This is a genomic window from Xanthobacter pseudotagetidis (assembly GCF_043194795.2).
Classification (GTDB): Bacteria; Pseudomonadota; Alphaproteobacteria; order Rhizobiales; family Xanthobacteraceae; genus Xanthobacter; species Xanthobacter tagetidis_A.
Genome location: NZ_CM195534.1, coordinates 3,373,769 through 3,393,016 on the forward strand (window position 1 = coordinate 3,373,769; position 19,248 = coordinate 3,393,016).

Consider the following 19,248-nt stretch of genomic DNA (forward strand, 5'->3'; position numbering starts at 1 on the left):
CCAATGTGAATCTTTCTCATGCCGCCATGACGTCCGCCACGAGACCGGTATGCACCTGCCCATCGCGGAAGGCCTGCGCGCGCAGGATGGCCTGAAGCGCGGGAATGTTGGTCTTCACGCCCTCGATCACGAACGCATCGAGCGCTGCGGAAAGGTGCTCGATCGCCGCCTCGCGGGTCGCGCCGTGGGCGATCACCTTGGCCACCAGCGGGTCGTAGAAGGTGGAGATCTGGCAGCCCTCGCCGTAGCCGGTCTCGACCCGGATGCCCTGCGGCACGCGGAAGGTCGCGAGCGTGCCCGGCGAAGGCAGGAAGCGCTTGGGGTCCTCGGCGTAGACGCGGGCCTGCACCGCGTGGCCGCTCACCTTCGGCGGCGCGGGCAGCACGGCGTCGATGGGCTCGCCGGCGGCGAGGCGGATCTGGCTCGCCACGAGGTCGATGCCGGTCACCTCCTCGGTCACGCCGTGCTCCACCTGGAGGCGGGTGTTCATCTCGAGGAACGAGAAGGTGCCGTCGGCATCCATCAGCATCTCGACGGTGCCGATATTGTCGTAGCCGATGTCGGTGAGCACCTTGGCGATCTTCTCGCCCAGGGCCTCGATCACGTCGCGCGGCACGCCGGGGGCGACCGCCTCCTCGATGATCTTCTGGTTGCGGCGCTGGGCCGAGCAGTCGCGCTCGAACACGTGACGCACGTTGCCCTTCCTGTCGCCGATCACCTGGAACTCGATGTGGCGCGGCGTGCGCATGAGCTTTTCGAGATAGATCTCGGCATTGGCGAAGCCGCGCTGAGCCATGGAGCGCGAGCGTTCCACCGCCGCAGCGAGCTGGCTCTCGTCGTGCACCGGCAGCATGCCGATGCCCCCGCCCCCGCCCGCCGGCTTCACCATCAGCGGGTAGCCGATGCTGCGGGCCGCCGCGAGCAGGTCGTCGATATTCTCGCTCACGAGCTGGGTGCCGGGCGCCACGGGAAGGCCGCGCTCGGCGGCGAGGTCGCGGGCGCGCGTCTTGTGCCCCATGGCGCGGATGAAGCGCGGCGAGGGGCCGACGAAGGCGAGGCCCCGCGCGATCACCTTCTCGGCGAAGTCGGCGTTCTCGGAAAGGAAGCCGTAGCCGGGATGGATCGCGCGCGCGCCCGCCGCCTCGGCCACCGCCAGCACCTTCTCCTGGTCGAGATAGGACTGGGGCGCGGGACCGGGGCCGATCTCGTGCGCCTCGTCCGCCTCCTTGAGGAACGGCGCGCCGGCGTCCGCCTGGGAATAGACGCAGATCGAGCGCACGCCGAGCGCCTTGCAGGCGCGCACGATGCGGGCGGCGACGGCGCCGCGGTTGGCGATGAGGATGCTCTCGAACATTGGGGCGTCCTCCTTCAGAAGCTCGTGGGCCAGGCGCGCATGAGGTGCTGGCCCACCCCACCCGTCAGGCGCAGTTCGTGCGCCTCCAGCATCTGGATCAGCCAGTCGCGGGTCTCGTCCGGCCGCACCACCGCCTGTGCCGCGTAGATCGAGGCGATGTCCCACACGCTGGTCTCGCGCTGCATCTTCGCGAGCGCCGCGTCATAGGCGGGGTCGCCCGCTTCCGCGCCGGTCACCACCGAGGCGGCGAAGGCCGGCTCCATGAAGGAGATCTCGGCCGTGGGCCACACCGCCATCTCGTCGGAGTTCCGCCCGCCGCCCATGTTGAGATAGGCCTGCCCGTAGCTCTTGCGCACCACGACGGAGAGCTTCGGCACGGTGCAGAGCGCGAGCGCGTTCATGAAGTTCATGATCTTGCCCGGCGCGCGGCGCAGCTCGGCCTCCTTGCCGATGATGAAGCCGGGCGTGTCGACGAGGATCACCACCGGGATGTTGAAGCTGTCGGCCATGACGAGGAGGCTCGTGCCTTTCTCGCAGGCATCCACGTCCATGGCGCCGCCCTTGTGGAGCGGGTTGTTGGCGATGATCGCCACCGTGCGCCCGTCGATGCGCGCGAGGCCCGTGAGCAGCGCCTTGCCGAAGCGCGCCTTCAGCTCGAAGAAGCTGTCGGTGTCGACGATGGCGCGCACGATCTTGCGCATGTCGTAGACCTGGGTGCGCTTCTCCGGCATCAGGTCGAGGATGCGGCCCATGCCGGCTCCGGAGCCCGCGGGCACCTCCACGCGCGGCGGCGCCTGGCGGTGGTGCGCCGGCATGTAGGAGAGGAAGGTCTTCACCGCGTCGAGCGCCTGCTGGTCGGTGTCCACCACCAGGTCGGCAAGGCCCGTGGTCTCGGCATGGAGGCGCCAGCCGCCCAGCTCCTCGGGGTCGATGGTCTCGTTCACCGCCTTGGACACGAGCAGCGGGCTCGACACGGCAAACACCGCGCCCTTGCGCATCACGTTGAAGTCGGAGAGGCACGCATACCAGGAGGACGAGCCGAAGCAGTGGCCGAGCACGGCGGAGGCCCACGGCGTCTCGCGCATGCGCTGGTACTGGGTCGGGTCGTTGCCGAGCATGGTGCCCATGCCGGCGGCGCCCATGGTGTCGGGCATGCGGGCGCCGGAGGATTCGCCGAGGAACACCATCGGCATGCCGCGCGCCGTGGCGGTGCGCTTCATGTGGCCGATCTTGCGCCCGTTGACGGCGCTGGAGGAGGCGCCCTTCACCGTGAAGTCGTTGGAGACGACGGCCACCTCGCGGCCGGCGATCTTGCCGTAGCCGGCGATCTTGCCGTCCGCCGGCGTGCGGGCGCGCTCCTCGGCCATGATGGAGGTGCCGAACAGGCCGCTCTCCACGAACGTGCCGGGATCGAGCAAATGCGCGACCCGCTCGCGGGCGTCGAGCTGGCCCTTCTCGCGCCGCGCGGCGAGCTTCTTCTCGCCGCCCATGGCGAGGGCCTGCGCCTTGCGGGCATCGTATTCGCAGAGCTGGGCGTCCTTCATGGTGGTCATGCCGAAATCCGCTCCCCCCTCGCCGCGTCACGCGCGGCTGTGTCCTGATGGATGACGCCCGACTGTTCGAGGACGTCGAGCTCGGCGCCGCCCGTGCCCAGCCAGTCGGCGAGCACCGCGCGCGTGTCCTGGCCGATGCGCCGTCCGGCATGGCGCACCGCGCCGGCTGTCTGCGACAGCACCGGCGCGATGCCGGGGATCACCACCTCGCCGAACTCCGCGCTCGGCGCCTTCACCAGCATATGGCGCGCCGCGTAGTGCGGGTCGGCGAAGATGTCGGCCATGGTGAAGATGCGCGTCGCCGGCACCGCGGCCTCGACCAGCAGCGCCTCCAGCCGCGCGCGCGGCAGGGTCGAGGTCCAGTCGGCGATCATGGCGTCGAGCGCCTCCACGTTGCCCACGCGCTGCTTGGCCTTGGCGAAGCGCGGATCGGCGGCGAGGTCGTCCCGACCCATGGCCGCGCACAGGCGTGCGAACACCGCGTCGCTCATGGCGGTGATGTGGACGAAGCTGTCGTCGGCGGTGGGATAGAGATTGTTGGGCACGCTGCCCGGCAGCGCCGAGCCGGTGCGCCCCGCCACGAAGCCGAGCTTGTCATAGGCCGGCACGTGCGGCTCCATGAAGGAGAAGGCGCATTCGGAGAGCGCGGTGTCCACCACCTGGCCGCGCCCGGTGCGTGCGCGCGCCAGGAGCGCCATGGCGGCGCCGAAGGCGGCGTAGAGGCCGGTGATGTAGTCGGTGAGCGAGACCGAGACCCGTGCCGGCGGACGGTCCGGATCGCCGGTGATGTGGCGCATGCCGCTCACCGCCTCGCCGATCACGCCGTAGCCGGGCCGCGTGCTGTAGGGACCGCTCTGGCCGAAGCCGGAGATGCGCACCAGGACGAGGCCGGGATTGGCGGCGCTGAGCACGTCGTAGCCCATGCCCCACTTCTCCAGCGAGCCGGGGCGGAAATTCTCCACCAGCACGTCGCAGCGCGCCGCCATCTCGCGCACCAGCGCGCGGCCCTGTTCCGCGCGCATGTCCAGGCTGAGCAGGCGCTTGTTGCGGAAGATGCTGGCGGCGTAGAGGGACTTGCCCTCCATCATCTTGCCCATGGTGCGCACCACGTCGCCCTCGGGCGGCTCCACCTTCACCACCTCGGCGCCGAAATCCGCCAGCAGGCGGCCGCAGAAGGGCCCGGCGACGGTGGAGCCGAGCTCCAGCACCTTCATGCCGGCAAGCGGGCCGGCGCCGGGGGAGGTGGTGCGGGGATCGCTCACAGCACGTAGGCCTCGAACCGCTTGAGGAAGGACTTGGCGGAGCGAATGTTGGCGCGCGCACAGCGCTCCGCCTCGTCCGGGTCGCCTGCGCGCAGCGCCGCGAGGGTCGCGCGGTGCTCGCTGAGGCCGGCGGCCATGCGGCCCGGCAGCACGATGATGCGGCGGATGATGACCTTGGTCTGGTCGCGGATGGAGTCGAGCGCGTCGCTCAGCACCGGGTTGGCGGCGGACGCGACGAGGCGACGGCGGAAACCGTCCAGCTCGGAAACGAAAGCGCTCACATCCGCGTCCTCCACATAACGCGCCATGGGGCCGTCGAAGGCCTCGATCAGGTCCTGCCAGGAGGCGGGCTCGGCCTTCTCGGCGGCGAGGCGGGCGCACAGGCCTTCCAGCATCTCGCGCACCTCGTAGAGGGCGAACACCTGCTCCACCTCGAGGCGCACCACCACCGCGCCGCGATTGGGCTCGCGACGGATCAGGCGGCGCTGCTCCAGGAAGCCGAGCACCTCGCGGATGCAGGCGCGGGAGACATCGAACTCCTCGGCCAGCTCCACTTCCTGCAGCTTGCTGCCCGGCGGAAGCTGGTGCCCGGAAATCCTCTCCCGGAGGATCAGAGCCACTTCCGCCGCCGTACGGCCGTCCCGCGCCTTCCCCAACGCAATCCTCCATTCTTCAGAAGCGTCTTGACGCCATGAAAGTTACATTCAACATTTATGTCAACAAAAGTATCGGCATTATTGCAATGCAAACGTCGACAAATTTGTCGACATAATAAAAAGAGGGAGGCCGATGACCGCCGCCGCGATCGGATCGATCAGGGCAAATACCTGTATCGAAATAAATTTTTATACGGACAGCCGATCGGCGCCGCGGCTCGCGATCGCTTCGGCATGCGGCCGAGCCCGCGTTTCCGCGACGCAAAATTTCCTTCAAGTCCTTCGCATGCGCAACATCGTTGCGCGCCATTCAACCCAATTCCACCGCCTCTCGCCCGCCCACAGCCTCCGGAGCACCGACCATGAATGAGCGCCCTGCCCTCCCCGAAAGCTGGGCCGCCGAAGCCGAGGAGATCGCCCAGCGCAAGCGCTATGCCGCCACGCTCGGCGGGCCGGAGGCTGTCGCCAAGCACCATTCGCTCGGCCGCCTCACCATCCGCGAGCGCATCGATGGGCTGGTGGACCAGGGCTCGTTCCAGGAGGTGGGGTCGCTCACCGGCCAGGGCCGCTACGAGGACGGCAAGCTGGCAGGCGTCACGCCCGCGCCCTACGTGATGGGCCTCGCGCGGATCGACGGCCGCCCGGTCGCGGTGGGCGGCGAGGACTTCACCGTGCGCGGCGGCACCAGCTGGGGCGGCTTCCGCCGCAAGGGCGGACAGGGTGGCTTCGTCGAGGATCTCGCCGCCAACTACCGCATTCCCCTCGTCAGCCTCATCGACGGAGCCGGCGGCACGGTGACGAGCGCGCGCCGGCGCGGCTACACCGTGTTTCCCGGCGTCGACAGCTTCGACCGCTCGATCGAGCTTCTGGGCAAGGTGCCGGTGGTGTGCGCGGTGATGGGGACCGCCGCCGGCGGTCCCGCCGGGCGCGCCATCCTCGCCCATTGGTCGGTGATGGTGAAGGGCACGAGCCAGGTGTTCGCCGCCGGCCCGCCGGTGGTGGAGCGCTCGCTCGGGCAGAAGATCGACAAGGAGGACCTGGGCGGCGCCGCGGTGGCGGTGGACGTGGCCGGCACCATCGACAATTTCGCCAAGGACGAGGCCGCCTGCCTGGAGATGATCCGGCGCTACCTCTCCTACATGCCGGCCAACGTATGGGAACTGCCGCCGGTGGTTCAGACCGGCGACCCGGTCGACCGCAAGGAGGAGGCCCTGCTCTCCATCGTCCCGCGCGAGCGCCGGCGGCCCTACGACATGCGCCGTCTGATCAAGCTGATCGTGGACAAGGACTCGACCTTCGAGATCCAGCCCTCGTTCGGCAAGTCGGTGATCACTGCGTTCGCCCGGCTGAACGGCAAGGTGGTGGGCATCTGCGCCAACAATCCCATGGTCAATGGCGGCGCCATGGACGTGAAGGCGGCGCGCAAGCAGACCCATTTCATGGAGTTGTGCGACTGCTTCAACATCCCGCTGATCTTCCTGGTGGACGTGCCGGGCTTCATGGTCGGCCAGCAGGCGGAGGTCGCGGCCACCCTGCGCGAGGGCATGCGCTGCGTCTATGTGGGCGGGCAGCTTTCCGTGCCCACCATCACCCTGGTGATCCGCAAGTGCTACGGCATGGCCGGCATGGCCACCACCTCCAAGCGCGGTCTCGACCTCAAGATCGCCTGGCCCTCGGGCGAATGGGGCTCGCTGCCGGTGGAGGGCGGCGTCGCCGCCGCCTTCAAGCGCGAGATCCAGGCCGCGCCAGACCCGCTGGCGCGCGAGCGCGAGATCGAGGCGGAGCTACGGGCGCTGGCCTCGCCGCTGCGCACCGCCGAGGCGTTCGCGGTGGAGGACGTGATCGACCCGCGCGAGACGCGGCCCTACCTCATCCGCTTCATCGACGCCGCGCAGGGGGCGCTGGCGCAGAACGTGGGACCCAAGCTCAAGGCCGGCGTCCGGCCCTGAAGAAGCCGCCACAGAGCGGCGCCGCAGGCGGTTCTGCCTGCACACGCAACGACAAGAGGAGGAAGACCATGGGAGTTCTCACCCGCAGGGCGGCCGTCGCGCTCGCCCTCGCCGCCGGGGCCGCGCTCGCCGCGCCGGCCCATGCCGAGGTTTCCAAGATCCGCATCGCCAAGGGCTTCGGCATCAGCTACCTGCCGCTCCTGGTGATGGAGCACGAGAAGCTGTTCGAGAAGCACGCCAAGGCGGCGGGACTCGACAGCACGTCCGAATGGCTGGTGGTGGACGGCGGCACGACGCAGGCCAACCTGCTGATCGGCGGCAACCTGGAGATCTCCTCCGGCGGCCTCGGCCCGCTGATCACGGTGTGGGACCGCACCAAGGGCAACATGGACGTGAAGGGCATCGCCTCCATCAACTCGATGCCGCTCTATCTCAACACCATCAATCCCGATGTGAAGACCATCAAGGACTTCACCGACAAGGACCGGATCGCGCTGCCGGTCGTGCGCACCTCGATCCAGGCGGTGGTGCTGCAGATGGCGGCGGAGAAGGCGTTCGGCCCGGGCAAGGCCAACGAGCTCGACCGCCTGACGGTCGCCATGGCCCACCCGGACGGCGCTGCCGCGCTGATGTCCGGCCGGACCGAGGTGACGGCCCATCTCACCGCCCCACCCTTCATGTATCAGGAGCTGCGCGACCCGAAGGTGCACCGCGTGTTTTCCTCCTACGACGTGGTGGGCGAGCCGCACACCTTCAACGCGGTTTGGACCACGTCGAAATTCCGCAACGAGAACCCGAAGACCTATGCCGCCTTCGTGGCCGGCCTCAACGAGGCGATCGAGAAGATCAACGCGGACAAGCTGAAATACGCACGCTTCTACAAGGAATACGACAAGTCGAAGCTGGACCAGGCCTTCATCGACGAGATCATCACCAAGCCGGAGGTGATCTATACCACCGCCCCACAGGGCACCATGGCGTTCGCCAAATTCCTGAACCAGGTGGGCTCGGTCAAGAATAAGCCCGCCGGCTGGCAGGACCTCTTCTTCCCCGAAGCCCACCAGCTCAAGGGAAGCTGAAGGCCCGCCGCACTGCGGCCGGGCCAGCCCTGACCGCCCGGCCGCCCTTCCTTCCGCCTGCCCGGAGAGCTCCCGCCTCGCCGGGCAGGCCTCCCATTCCCCTTGCGAAGGCCCTGCCATGCCCGCCGTCGTCATCACCGAGTTCATGGACCAGGACGGCGTCGACCTGATCGCCGCACGCCACGAGACCGTCTACGACCCGGACCTCGTCGACCGGCCGGCGGCGCTCGACGCGCTTCTCGCCGACTGCCGCGGCCTGATCGTGCGCAACCGCACCCAGGTGCGCCCGACCTTGCTGGCCAGGGCCCCGCATCTGAAGACGGTGGGCCGCCTCGGCGTCGGGCTCGACAATATTGATCTTCCCGCCTGCGGCGCCGCCGGCATCAGCGTGCTGCCGGCCACCGGCACCAATGACGAGACGGTGGCGGAGTTCGTCATGGGGGCGCTGCTGAGCCTCACGCGCGGCGGCGCCTTCCAGGCGACCGCGGATGTCGCGGCGGGCACGTGGCCGCGTACCCGCTTCAAGGCGCGCGACGCCAAGGGCCTGAGGCTTGGCCTGATCGGCTTCGGCGCCATCGCCCGCCAGGTAGCGAAGCGCGCCAAGGCGTTCGGCATCGCGGTCTCGGCCTATGACCCGTTCGTGCCCGAAGGCGACCCGGCCTGGGCGCAGGCGGACCGGCGCTGCGCCGACGTCGAAAGCCTGATGGCGGGATCGGATATCCTCAGCATCCACGTGCCGCTCACCGACCAGACGCGCCACCTCGTCGATGCCGCGGCGCTGGCCCGGCTGCCGGCCGGGGCCTACCTCATCAACACCGCGCGCGGCGGCATCGTCGACGAGCATGCGCTGGTGGCGGCGCTGAAGTCCGGTGCCCTCGGCGGCGCCATGCTGGACGTGATGGAGACGGAGCCGGTGGCGGCGGGCTCGCACCTCGCAGGCGTGCCGAACCTGCTGCTCTCGCCCCACATCGCCGGCATCACCAAGGACGCGGTGCTGCGCGCGAGCCTGCTGGTGGCCGACAACGTGGCGCGCGTGCTGGAGGGCGGCGCGCCCACGGTCGCCGATGCGGCGAAGGTTCGATAACGCTGGACGTTTTCGGGAAATTTGGTTGCGGGGGCAGGATTTGAACCTGCGACCTTCAGGTTATGAGCCTGACGAGCTACCGGGCTGCTCCACCCCGCGTCAATCACCGTTGAGCCGGCGAAGCGGCCGGTCGGCGAGGAGGCGTATGTAGCAACCCGCGATCCCAATTGAAAGGGGCGATGGATAAAAAAGCGTCAAGCCCTCTGACCCTGTGGACAGCGCCGCCGCGCGCTGAGGCGCCGCCTGTACCGCGGGCTTCCGGGAACGCGCGCCGACGGGCTCCTGGGGCCGCCCTCAGGGCCGGGCCGATCCGCGGCATTCCCGTTGTGCACAGACCGGCTATGATTCCTCCAAAGCGCAGGAGGACGCCTCATGACGCCGCCCGACGACCGGCACGAGATCGAGGCGCTGCGCGCGCTGATCGCCGCAAGCCCCCGCCCCGCCAGCCTCGCCGAGCGGCGGGCGCGCATGGAGGCCATCACCGCCATCGATCCGATCCCGCCCGACATCGCCCTCATGCCGCAGCAGATCGGCGCCGTCGCAGCGGAATGGTCGCTGGCGCCGGGCAGCGATCCTCAAAAGGCCCTGCTGTTCTTCCATGGCGGCGGCTATCTCTCCGGCTCGCTGAAGAGCCACCGCACCCTGGTCACGGGCGCCGGCCGCGCCGCCGGCATCCGCACGCTGGCCATCGACTACCGGCGCGCGCCCGAGCACCCCTTCCCCGCCGCTTTGGAGGACGCCCGCGCGGCGTGGGACTTCCTCGCCGCGCAGGGCTACGAGCCGGGCGACATCGTGGTGGGCGGCGACAGCGCCGGCGGCGGGCTGACGCTGGCGCTCTGCCTCGCGCTGAAGGCGCAGCGGCGGCCGCTGCCCGCCGGCCTGTGGCTGGTCTCGCCCTGGACCGACCTCAAGATCACCGGCGCCAGCATCGCCGAGAAGGACGCGGACGACCCGCTGATCCACCGCGCCTACCTCCAGGAGCTGGCGGATGCCTACCTCGCCGGCCGCACGCCGGCGGACGACCCGCTTGTGTCCCCGCTCTATGGCGACCTTGCCGGCCTGCCGCCGGCGCTGATCCAGGTCGGCACCGCCGAGGCACTGCTGGACGATGCGGTGCGCCTCGCCCGGCGCCTGGCGCTGGCAGACGGGCGGGCCACGCTCTCCGTATGGCCGCGCATGATCCACGCCTGGCCGATCTGGCATGCCCGTCTCGCGGCGGGCCGCGCGGCGCTGGCGGATATGGGTGCCTTCGCGCGGGCGCATCTCGGCTGAGCGTCAGACGCCTCAGTCCCCGCTCTCGCGCCGGGCGCGCCGTTCCACGGCCTTCTGCGCCGCCCGGGCGTTGTTCTCCGCCTTGCGCGCCTCACGCCCTTCCCGGCCCTCCACCAGGGCGGCCACCGCGCCGTGGAGCGTGGCGAGGTCCTGCTTGGTCAGGCCGAGGCGGTGGAAGATGTTGCGGATGTTGCGGGTGGTGGAGGGCTGCTTCTCCGCCGAGCGGAAGAAGCCGGCCTCCTCCAGCGCCCCCTCCAGATGGTCGAAGAAGGCGAACAGGTCCGCCTTGTCGGCGAGCGGCGAGCGGTCGGGCGGGGCGAAGGGGAGCCCCCCGGCGCTCGCGGCCTTCGACCATTCATAGGCCGCGACCGCCACGCAGGTGGCGAGGTTCAGCGAGGCGAAGGCCGGGTTCACAGGCAAAGTGAGGATGGCATCACATAAAGATACCTCCTCGGTGTAGAGGCCGGTGCGCTCGCGGCCGAACACCAGCGCCACGTCCTCGCCAGAGGAGAGGCGCGCCAGCGTCTCGGCGGCGGCGCCGTCGGCGCCGAGCACGGGCTTGGCCATGCCGCGCTCGCGGGCCGTGGCCGCGAAGGCGTAGCGGGTGCCGGAAAGCGCCGCGCGCAGGTCCGGGAACAGCTCCGCCTGTTCCAGGATGCGGTCGGCGCCGGCGCTGAAGATGCGCGCCTTCTCGTTCGGCCAGCCCTCGCGCGGATTGACGATGCGCAGGCGCGACAGGCCGAAATTGCCCATGGCGCGCGCCGCGGAGCCGATATTCTCCCCGAGCTGGGGCTCCACCAGGATCACCGCCGGGCCGCCGGCGGTCCAGGGCTTGGTGCTGTCGGTACCGGAACCAGGCATCTTCATCCTTCTGGCGCGCGATCCGCTCTCTCGCACGGAGGGCGGGCGGAAGTCGAGACCCGGCAAGGGGACCTTGCGCCGGACGCCGGCCGGCGCGCCGGCGCCTCATGCCAAAGACGGGCCGCCGGGCCGCGTTTGGCGCTTTTGCAGCGCACCGCGGCGGTGCTATAGCGGCGGCGCCGGAGGATTGCCGGCGCGAGAGCCGCGCCGGAGGTCGTCCCCCAAGTTCCCCAAGGCTCTCAGAGCACGCGCGAAAGGCCGTCCCATGGCGAAGATCAAGGTGGCAAATCCGGTCGTCGAACTCGACGGCGACGAGATGACCCGGATCATCTGGCAGTACATCAAGGACAAGCTGATCTATCCCTACCTGGACATCGACCTCGAATATTACGACCTCTCGGTCGAGAACCGGGACGCCACCGACGACAAGGTCACCATCGCAGCCGCGGAAGCCATCAAGAAGCACGGCGTGGGTGTGAAGTGCGCCACCATCACCCCCGATGAGGCGCGCGTTAAGGAGTTCAACCTCAAGGAGATGTGGAAGTCGCCCAACGGCACCATCCGCAACATCCTCGGCGGCGTGATCTTCCGCGAGCCCATCATCTGCAAGAACGTGCCGCGCCTGGTGCCGGGCTGGACCCAGCCGATCGTGGTGGGCCGCCATGCCTTCGGCGACCAGTACCGCGCCACCGACTTCAAGGTGCCCGGCAAGGGCACGCTCTCCATCTCATTCGTCGGCGAGGACGGCACGAAGATCGAGAAGGAGGTCTACAAGTTCCCCGGCGCCGGCGTCGCGCTCTCCATGTACAACCTGGATGAGTCCATCCGCGACTTCGCCCGCGCCTCTCTGAACTACGGTCTGATCCGCAAGTATCCCGTCTACCTCTCCACGAAGAACACGATCCTGAAGGCCTATGACGGCCGCTTCAAGGACATCTTCCAGGAGGTCTACGAGGCCGAGTTCAAGGCCGAGTTCGACAAGCTCGGGATCATCTACGAGCACCGCCTGATCGACGACATGGTGGCCTCGGCGCTCAAGTGGTCCGGCGGCTATGTGTGGGCCTGCAAGAACTACGACGGCGACGTGCAGTCCGACATCGTCGCCCAGGGCTTCGGCTCGCTCGGCCTCATGACCTCGGTGCTGATGACGCCGGACGGCAAGACGGTGGAGGCCGAGGCGGCCCATGGCACCGTCACCCGCCACTACCGCGAGCACCAGAAGGGCAAGGAGACCTCCACCAACTCCATCGCCTCCATCTTCGCCTGGACCCGCGGCCTCTCCCACCGCGCCAAGCTCGACGACAATGCCGAGCTCGCGAAGTTCGCGCAGACGCTGGAGAAGGTGTGCGTGGACACGGTCGAGGCCGGCCACATGACCAAGGACCTCGCGCTCCTGGTCGGCGCCGACCAGAAATGGCTCTCCACCACCGGCTTCCTGGACAAGATCTCCGAGAACCTCACCAAGGCCATGGCCGCCTGAGGGCGGCCGAAGGGGCACCCGCCGCCTGAGGGCGGCTTCCTCTTCGATCAAGACGACGCCGCCGGGCTCCCGGCGGCGTTTTTCGTTCGGGGGCTGGCGCTCCCCGCGCGCTCCCACGACGCGCAGAGGGGAGGCGCGAGCGCGGAGGCCGGCGCCTCCTGACCTTTCCGCCCTCAGCCGAGCAGCGCGCGCAGGGGCAGGCCCTCGCCGATGAGGATGTGGGGAATGCCGAGCCGGCGCGCGCCGGCGCCGTCGGTATCGGGATTGTCGCCCACCATCACCACCTCGCCCGCCGCGAGGCCGAGCCGGCCGAGCGCGGCGCGGAACAAGTCCGGCTCGGGCTTGCCGAACACCCGCGCCGGCGACGTCCCCGCGGCGGCGGCGATGGCCGCGGCGAGCGCGCCGGTCTCGGGCACGAGGCGGCCGAAGGCGCCGGGATGGGAGGTGTCGGGGTTCGCCACCACGAATTCCGCGCCTGCGCGGATGGCGTTCGCGGCGCGCTCCAGCGCCGCATAGTCGAATGCCGGCGTGCGGGCCACCAGCACCACGTCCGGGCGCTCGTCGCCGACATGCAGGCCCAAGGCGCGCGCCTCGCAGACAAGCGCCGCCGAGGCGAGCATCATGGTGCGCGCGCCAGGCCGCAGCGCCGCCACCGCCCGCACCGTCTCGACGCCGGCGAGGACGATGCGCGGCGCGGCGACATCGAGCCCGGCTCGGGCGAGGCGCAGCGAAAGGCCCTCGGCGGAATCCGAGGAATTGTTGGACAGGATCATGGCACGCTGGCCGTAGGCGGCGAGCACCTCGCGGGCGCCGTCGATCACCTCGTCGGTGCGGATGAGGGTGCCGTCGAGGTCGAACAGGATGCCCCGCGCCGCCGCGAGCACCGCGCGCGCATCCCCGGCGTCGAGGACCGGACGGGCGGCCGCGGCCCGGCCGTCCACGCCGGGAACGGCGCCCGGCGGCGCGGCGTGGGCGCTCCACGTCTCCGGCGGCTCGGCGATCACGCCCGGGGCGCGGGCGGTCGAAAGGGTTGGCAGCGTCATCTCGTCCTCGCTCGGACATCCTCAGTAGCAAGGCCGACAAAGTGAGGAAAGCTCAATTCTCCAGCGAAACAGCGCGTGCATCGCACAATTTTTGAGCTTTCCTCAATGTCATTGTGATGTCACTGAGTATAGATAAATCCAACGCCGTTCCCGACCGCCTCCCCGCCCCGCGTCCCATCGCTCCGGGGTGGCGACCGCCCGAAGACCGTTGCAGCCGTTGCTCACGCTGAACAGGAGAGTGACCCCATGATCCGTCGCCGCACCTTCCTCATCGGCGCCGCCGCCGGCGTCCTCGCCGCGCCGGCCGTCGTGCGCGCCCAGTCCGTCACCCGCAAGACCATCAAGGTGGCTCTCGCCCCTTCCCAGCCCACCCAGCAGGAAACCCGCAAGGTGTGGGAGCCGCTCTACCGCATGGTGTGCGAGCGCATCGGCGCCGACCTCGCGCTCACCGTCGCCAACGACTGGGCCGGCGTGTCGGTCGCCATCGGCTCGGAGAATGCCGACCTCGCCCAGCTCGGCCCGTGGGGCTACGTGCTGGCGAAGAACTCCTCCGGCACCCGCGTCATCAATGTCATGCTGGTGGAGGGCAAGCCCACCTATCACGGCCTCATCGTCGCCCGCCCGGACCTCAAGCTGGAGAAGTTCCCGCAGGACGCCAAGGGCATGTCCATGCAGATGCTGGACACCGGCTCCACCACCGGCTGGATGGTGCCGACCCACTATTTCCGCTCCCAGGGCATCGAGCCGAAGACCTTCTTCGGCAAGTACGCGGAAGGCGCCTCCGCCGCCGCCGCGCAGATGGCCACCATCAACGGCCAGGTGGACCTCGCCACGGGCTGGGACATCCACCGCAACACCATGATCCGCAACGGCCTGATGAAGGCGGATTCTAACAAGATCGTGTGGCAATCGGTGCCGCTGCCCAACGAGCCGGTGGTGGTGCGCAAGAGCATGGACGACGAGACCGCGATGGCGCTCCAGGCGGCCTTCAACAGCCTCACCCCCGAGGAGCTGAAGGTCCTGCCCTGGCCCTATACCGGCTATCGCTCCACCACCCACGAGCCCTATGTGGTGCTGGAGACCATGGGCCGCGACCTCGGCGTCCTGAAGAGCTGATCGCGGACGCGCCAACCGGCGGCCAGGGGCGGCCTTGCCCTCCCGGCCGCGCTTTCTTGGGAGCCTCAAGGCCATGTGGGAGATCGAGCGCGTGCCGCCCGCCCGGGACGGGACGGGACATTATGTGGAGACGCCCCTCAGCCCCGCCTCGCCGGCGGTGCTGGCGCGGATCGCGCTCGGCGCCGCCATGGCGGTCGCGTTCTGGGTCTGCATCCGCCTGTCGGAGGTGGACCCCGCGGCGCTCATCGCCGGCATCCCGCGGCTTCTGAACTGGGCGGCGAAGGCGTGGCCGCCCTACCTCGCCGACCTCGACGTCTACTGGCTGCGCGCGGCCGAGACGGTGGCCATCGCCACGGTGGCGACGGTAACCGCCACCATCCTCGCCTTCCCGCTCTCCATCTTCATCGCCCACAACACGTCGCCCTCCCCCTGGCTGGCCGCGCCGGTGCGGCTGCTGGTGAACTCGTTCCGCGGCGTCGACACCATCGTGTTCGCGCTGCTGTTCGTGGCGGCGGTGGGGCTCGGGCCGTTCGCGGGCGTGCTGGGCATGATCGTCCATTCGCTCGGCGTCATCGCCAAGCTCAACAGCGAGGCCATCGAGACCGTGCCCAAGGCACCGCTGGAGGCGGCCGCCATGACCGGGGCGAACCGGACCAAGATCGTCTCCTACGCGCTTCTGCCCTCGGTGCTGCCGAACCTCACCTCGGTGTCGCTCTATGTGTGGGAGGCGAACGTGCGCACGTCCACCATCCTCGGCATCGTCGGGGCGGGCGGCATCGGCATCGAGATCAAGGCCGCCATCGACCTGCTCGACTTCCCCAAGCTGCTGACCGTGACCGTCATTATGCTCATCATGGTGACGCTCATCGACCAGTTCAGCGCCTGGCTGCGCCGGAGGCTGGTATGACCCTCATCACCCCCGCGTCCGGGATGAAGGCCGCCGCCGCGGGCGAGCCGGCGCTCAGGCTCGACGCCATCACCAAGACCTTCGGCGGCGCGGTCGCGCTCGACCGGGTCAGCTTCTCCATCGCCCCCGGCGAGGTGGTGGCGCTACTCGGCCCCAGCGGGGCCGGCAAGTCCACCATCTTCCGCTGCATCTCGCGCCTCGCCGAGGTGGACGCCGGCACGGTGACGGTGCTCGGCCGCGACGTCGGCACCCTCGACCGCCGGGCGCTGCGCGAGCATCGCGGCGCCATCGGGCTGATCTTCCAGCAGTTCAACCTGATCGGGCGCATGAACGCGATCGACAACGCGCTCGCCGGCCGGCTCGGCCACGTGCCCACCTGGCGCGCCGTCACCCGCTGCTTCTCCCGGGAGGACCGCCAGATCGCGCTCGCCGCGCTCGACCGCGTCGGCCTGCTGGAGAAGGCCTACCAGCGCGCCGACAGCCTCTCCGGCGGCCAGCAGCAGCGCGTCGCCATCGCCCGGGTGCTGGCCCAGAGGAGCCGCCTCGTGCTCGCCGACGAGCCGGTGGCGAGCCTCGACCCGGCCTCCGCCTCCAACGTTCTCAACGTGCTGAGGGACATCGCCCGCGAGCGCGGCATCGCCGTGTTGTGCGCCCTGCACCAGACGGATCTCGCCTGCCGCTATGCCGACCGCATCGTCGCCATGCGCAAGGGCCGCCTGGTGCTCGACGCGCCGGCGGCGGCGGTGAGCGCCGAGGAGCTGGACGCGATCTACTACGACAGTCCCGAGGCGGCCGCGCAGCCCTGAGCCTCAGCCGGCGCCGCCAGCCGCGCCGGCGCTGGCATTGGCGAGCAGCCAGTCGCGGAACACGCGGAACGCCGGGTTGCGCAGCCGGCTCTGCGGATAGATCAGGTAGTAGGTCCAGCGGCCCATGTCGAGCTGGAGCGGAAAGGGCGCCACCAGCGTGCCGGCGGCAAGCTCCCCCTGCACCAGAGCGCGCTGCGCCATGGCGACGCCCTGTCCCTCGATGGCGGCCTGATAGGCGAGCACCGAGCTCTCGTACTTCTGCCCGCCATAGGCGTCGATGCCGGACAGCCCGGCATGGCGCAGCCAGTGGGCCCAGTCGTCCGGCCGCGCGAGGGAATGCAGCAGCATGTGGCTGGCGAGATCGCCGGGGGCGCGAAGGCGGCGCTCCTGCGAGAAGCGCGGCGCGCAGACCGGCACCAGCTCGTTGCGCACCAGCAGATCGACGCCGTGCCCCTTCCAGTCGCCGCCGCCGAGGCGCACGGCGCCGTCCACGTCCTCTCTGTCGAAGTCCACCTCCTCCAGCGACGTGGTCAGGCGCACCTCGACGCTCTGGTGCTGGGCATGGAAGGCGGTCAGGCGCGGGATCAGCCATTTCATGGCGAAGGTGGTGTAGGCGCGGATCTTCACCTGCTGGCGGCCGGTCTTGCCGGTGAGCTTGGCGGTGGCGGTCTCGATGCCGGCGAGGTGGAAGCTCACCTGCTCCAGATACTGCTCGCCCGCCGCCGTGAGCGTGATGGCGCGCGGCAGGCGGCGGAACAGGCGCACGCCGAGATGCGTCTCCAGGATCTGGACCTGCCGGCTCACGGCGCCCGGCGTCACGGCGAGCTCTTCCGCCGCGCGGCGGATGCTCTTCAGCCGCCCCGCGGCCTCGAACGCGCGCAGGGGATTGAGCGGCGGCAGCGCGGACATCAGCACATGGACGGCGAGGCCGCCCCCACCGATGCGCCGGCCCGCGGCGTGGTCTGCGGCGCGATCATTGAGCGCCCTGCCTCCCGTCGGCGGATACGCCCCCGCGCCCGCATTGTTCCTGGCACCCGGACGCCGAGAGGTCCGTTGTGGAACCATGGCCGAGCATTGAGTTTTGGTCAACGCGCGCGAGCCCCAGCGGGCGCTGATTTGTTGAGTTTTTCTCACCCATTCCCGGCAAAATAATCGGTTGAGCGCGTGCCGCGACTTTCTGATGATCCGCACCGACAAAGGCGGTGGCGTGAAGAATTATTCCGCACCGCAATAACAATGAACAAGTAACGAGGACAGCCCTTGCCGAATTCAGCCGCTGTGGCGGACGCGAACCGCGCGTCCGATGAAGGCCGTGCGCGCCTTCATGCGAGCCGCGACCCGAAGGACGGTCGCCTCACCTTTCCGCCCCTCCCGCCGGCTTTGCCGGTGGCCGAGGGCGCCGAGGATCTGGCGCTCGGCGCCGAGGCGGTCCTCTATTCCTTCACCATCGTCCATCCCAATCCGAAGAGCGGCCTGCCGCCGTTCGCGCTCGCCTATGCCGACTTCCCGGAGGGCGTGCGCGTGTTCGGCCGGCTCGACATGCCGGCGGGCCGGCCGGTGATCGGCCAGCGCCTGCGCGCCGTGGTCGAGCCGGACGCGGACCCCGCGGCCCCGGCCTATCGCTTCGAACCCATTCCGTGAGGCGCGCCATGGCCCAGGACATCTTCATCTCCGGCGTCGCCATGACGCCCTTCGGCCGCCACGACCAGATGCCCATGCAGGCGCTGGCGCAGGACGCGGTGCTGCGCGCGGTGGTCGATGCCGGCCTCGGCGTCCAGGCGCCCCAGGCCTTCTATTGCGCCAACGTCTATGGCGGCATGATCCTCGGCCAGACGCTGCTGCGCGACCTCGGCCTGTCGGGCGTGCCGGTCTACAACGTGGAGAATGCCTGCGCCTCCGGCGCCACCGGCGTCCACCTCGCCCGCCACGCGCTGCTGGCCGGCATCTACGACACCGTGGTGGTGTTCGGCGTCGAGATGCTCACCAAGCTCGGCGGCGGCACCATCCCGCTCCAGCGCAACGACTACAAGACCGAGCAATATGCCGCTCAGGGCATGACGCTGCCCACCGTCTACGCCATGCGCGGCACGCGCTATCTGGCCGAGACCGGGCATTCGCCCTCGGTGCTGGGCGAGATCGCGGTGAAGAACCGCCGCCACGGCACGCTCAACCCCTATGCCCAGACCCGCACGGCGGTGACGCTCGACGAGGTGATGGGCTCGCGCATGGTGGCGGACCCGCTGACCCTGCTCCAGTGCTGCCCCTCGGCCGTGGACGGCGCCGCCGCCGTGGTGCTGACCACCAGGCCGCCGGCGGACGGCCGCCCGGCGGTGCGCATCCGCGCCTCGGTGGTTCAGTCGGGCCGGCGGGAGGAGGACGGCGACGACATCCTCGACGCCGAGATCACCGCCCGCGCCACCCGCCTCGCCTATGAGGAGGCCGGCCTCGGCCCGCAGGACCTCGGCGTCATCGAGCTGCACGACGCCTTCACCATCGGCGAGCTGCTCTATTACGAGGCGTTCGGCCTGTGCGGCCGCGGCGAAGGCCCGAAGCTGGTGAAGGACGGCGTCACCGCGCTGGGCGGGCGCGTGCCCGTGAACCCGTCCGGCGGCCTGCTCGCCAAGGGCCATCCGCTCGGCGCCACCGGCGTCGCCCAGATGGTCGAGGTGGTGTGGCAGCTCCAGGGCCGCGCCGAGGGCCGGCAGATCGACAATCCCAAGGTGGGGATGACCCAGTGCACCGGCGGCGGCATCGCCGGCGTCGATCACGCCGCCTCGGCGGTCCACATCCTGAGCATCTGACAAGACCAACGGCGCCCGGAAAGGC

Annotated in this window: 17 protein-coding genes and 1 tRNA gene; 10 read left to right on the plus strand and 8 right to left on the minus strand. The window is 69.9% G+C overall.

What is annotated here, in order from left to right:
- Positions 1 to 16: 16 nt before the first annotated feature.
- Genes V5F67_RS15445 through V5F67_RS15460 form a run of 4 tightly spaced genes read right to left on the minus strand, consistent with a single transcriptional unit; the run spans position 17 to position 4,789 of the window.
- Entirely contained in the window at positions 17 to 1,354 is a 1,338-nt protein-coding gene (locus V5F67_RS15445) for an acetyl-CoA carboxylase biotin carboxylase subunit (protein WP_394016920.1), read from the minus strand.
- A 14-nt stretch (positions 1,355 to 1,368) separates the two neighbouring features.
- A complete protein-coding gene (locus V5F67_RS15450) occupies positions 1,369 to 2,907 on the minus strand; it encodes an acyl-CoA carboxylase subunit beta (protein ID WP_394016919.1) in 1,539 nt (512 codons plus the stop codon).
- Complete coding sequence (locus V5F67_RS15455; RefSeq protein ID WP_394016918.1) at positions 2,904 to 4,169, minus strand: CaiB/BaiF CoA transferase family protein; 1,266 nt, start codon at positions 4,167 to 4,169, stop codon at positions 2,904 to 2,906. The genes V5F67_RS15450 and V5F67_RS15455 overlap by 4 nt, the downstream gene beginning before the upstream one ends.
- The gene (locus tag V5F67_RS15460) at positions 4,166 to 4,789 is read right to left on the minus strand and encodes a GntR family transcriptional regulator (protein WP_394016917.1); all 624 of its coding nucleotides are present in this window, start codon (positions 4,787 to 4,789) and stop codon (positions 4,166 to 4,168) included. The genes V5F67_RS15455 and V5F67_RS15460 overlap by 4 nt, the downstream gene beginning before the upstream one ends.
- A gap of 398 nt (positions 4,790 to 5,187) precedes the next feature.
- Here V5F67_RS15460 and V5F67_RS15465 point away from each other — a divergent pair, with 398 nt between their 5' ends.
- The 3 genes from V5F67_RS15465 to V5F67_RS15475 all read left to right on the plus strand — a co-directional run bounded on the left by V5F67_RS15465 (position 5,188) and on the right by V5F67_RS15475 (position 8,937).
- Positions 5,188 to 6,774: an acyl-CoA carboxylase subunit beta gene (locus V5F67_RS15465; protein ID WP_394016916.1), complete on the plus strand. Its 1,587-nt coding sequence runs from the start codon at positions 5,188 to 5,190 to the stop codon at positions 6,772 to 6,774.
- 68 nt (positions 6,775 to 6,842) lie between these two features.
- A complete protein-coding gene (locus V5F67_RS15470; protein WP_394016915.1) occupies positions 6,843 to 7,853 on the plus strand; it encodes an ABC transporter substrate-binding protein in 1,011 nt (336 codons plus the stop codon).
- 118 nt (positions 7,854 to 7,971) lie between these two features.
- Positions 7,972 to 8,937 (plus strand): hydroxyacid dehydrogenase, encoded by a 966-nt coding sequence (locus tag V5F67_RS15475; protein WP_394016914.1) that lies wholly within the window; start codon positions 7,972 to 7,974, stop codon positions 8,935 to 8,937.
- 22 nt (positions 8,938 to 8,959) lie between these two features.
- On the opposite strand, the gene V5F67_RS15480 is transcribed toward V5F67_RS15475, so the two are convergent.
- A tRNA-Met gene (locus V5F67_RS15480) sits at positions 8,960 to 9,036 on the minus strand.
- A gap of 273 nt (positions 9,037 to 9,309) precedes the next feature.
- Here V5F67_RS15480 and V5F67_RS15485 point away from each other — a divergent pair.
- Positions 9,310 to 10,209 carry an alpha/beta hydrolase gene (locus V5F67_RS15485; RefSeq protein ID WP_394016913.1) on the plus strand — a complete coding sequence of 300 codons (900 nt, stop codon included), beginning with the start codon at positions 9,310 to 9,312 and terminating at the stop codon, positions 10,207 to 10,209.
- Between the two features lie 12 nt (positions 10,210 to 10,221).
- Here V5F67_RS15485 and V5F67_RS15490 read toward each other — a convergent pair whose 3' ends face one another.
- Positions 10,222 to 11,070 (minus strand): RNA methyltransferase, encoded by an 849-nt coding sequence (locus tag V5F67_RS15490; RefSeq protein ID WP_394016912.1) that lies wholly within the window; start codon positions 11,068 to 11,070, stop codon positions 10,222 to 10,224.
- 265 nt (positions 11,071 to 11,335) lie between these two features.
- Between V5F67_RS15490 and V5F67_RS15495 the strand changes: the two genes are divergently transcribed.
- Positions 11,336 to 12,550: an NADP-dependent isocitrate dehydrogenase gene (locus tag V5F67_RS15495; RefSeq protein WP_394016911.1), complete on the plus strand. Its 1,215-nt coding sequence runs from the start codon at positions 11,336 to 11,338 to the stop codon at positions 12,548 to 12,550.
- Between the two features lie 173 nt (positions 12,551 to 12,723).
- Here the strand turns inward: V5F67_RS15495 and V5F67_RS15500 are convergent, their stop codons facing one another.
- Positions 12,724 to 13,593, minus strand: coding sequence for an HAD-IIA family hydrolase (locus V5F67_RS15500; RefSeq protein ID WP_394016910.1), 870 nt, complete (start codon positions 13,591 to 13,593; stop codon positions 12,724 to 12,726).
- Positions 13,594 to 13,839: 246 nt separating this feature from the next.
- Between V5F67_RS15500 and phnD the strand changes: the two genes are divergently transcribed.
- The 3 genes from phnD to phnC all read left to right on the plus strand — a co-directional run bounded on the left by phnD (position 13,840) and on the right by phnC (position 16,422).
- Entirely contained in the window at positions 13,840 to 14,709 is an 870-nt protein-coding gene (phnD, locus tag V5F67_RS15505; protein WP_394016909.1) for a phosphate/phosphite/phosphonate ABC transporter substrate-binding protein, read from the plus strand.
- A gap of 73 nt (positions 14,710 to 14,782) precedes the next feature.
- Positions 14,783 to 15,616, plus strand: a complete 834-nt coding sequence (gene phnE / locus V5F67_RS15510) for a phosphonate ABC transporter, permease protein PhnE (protein ID WP_394016908.1) — start codon at positions 14,783 to 14,785, stop codon at positions 15,614 to 15,616.
- On the plus strand, positions 15,613 to 16,422 hold the full coding sequence (gene phnC / locus V5F67_RS15515; RefSeq protein WP_394016907.1) for a phosphonate ABC transporter ATP-binding protein: 810 nt from the start codon (positions 15,613 to 15,615) through the stop codon (positions 16,420 to 16,422). Before phnE ends, phnC begins: the two co-directional genes overlap by 4 nt.
- A 3-nt stretch (positions 16,423 to 16,425) precedes the next feature.
- Here phnC and gcvA read toward each other — a convergent pair whose 3' ends face one another.
- The gene (gcvA, locus tag V5F67_RS15520; RefSeq protein WP_394016906.1) at positions 16,426 to 17,331 is read right to left on the minus strand and encodes a transcriptional regulator GcvA; all 906 of its coding nucleotides are present in this window, start codon (positions 17,329 to 17,331) and stop codon (positions 16,426 to 16,428) included.
- A 351-nt stretch (positions 17,332 to 17,682) separates the two neighbouring features.
- Between gcvA and V5F67_RS15525 the strand changes: the two genes are divergently transcribed.
- On the plus strand, positions 17,683 to 18,063 hold the full coding sequence (locus V5F67_RS15525; RefSeq protein ID WP_394016905.1) for a Zn-ribbon domain-containing OB-fold protein: 381 nt from the start codon (positions 17,683 to 17,685) through the stop codon (positions 18,061 to 18,063).
- A gap of 8 nt (positions 18,064 to 18,071) precedes the next feature.
- Positions 18,072 to 19,223, plus strand: coding sequence for a thiolase family protein (locus tag V5F67_RS15530; protein ID WP_394016904.1), 1,152 nt, complete (start codon positions 18,072 to 18,074; stop codon positions 19,221 to 19,223).
- The last annotated feature ends 25 nt before the right edge of the window (positions 19,224 to 19,248 follow it).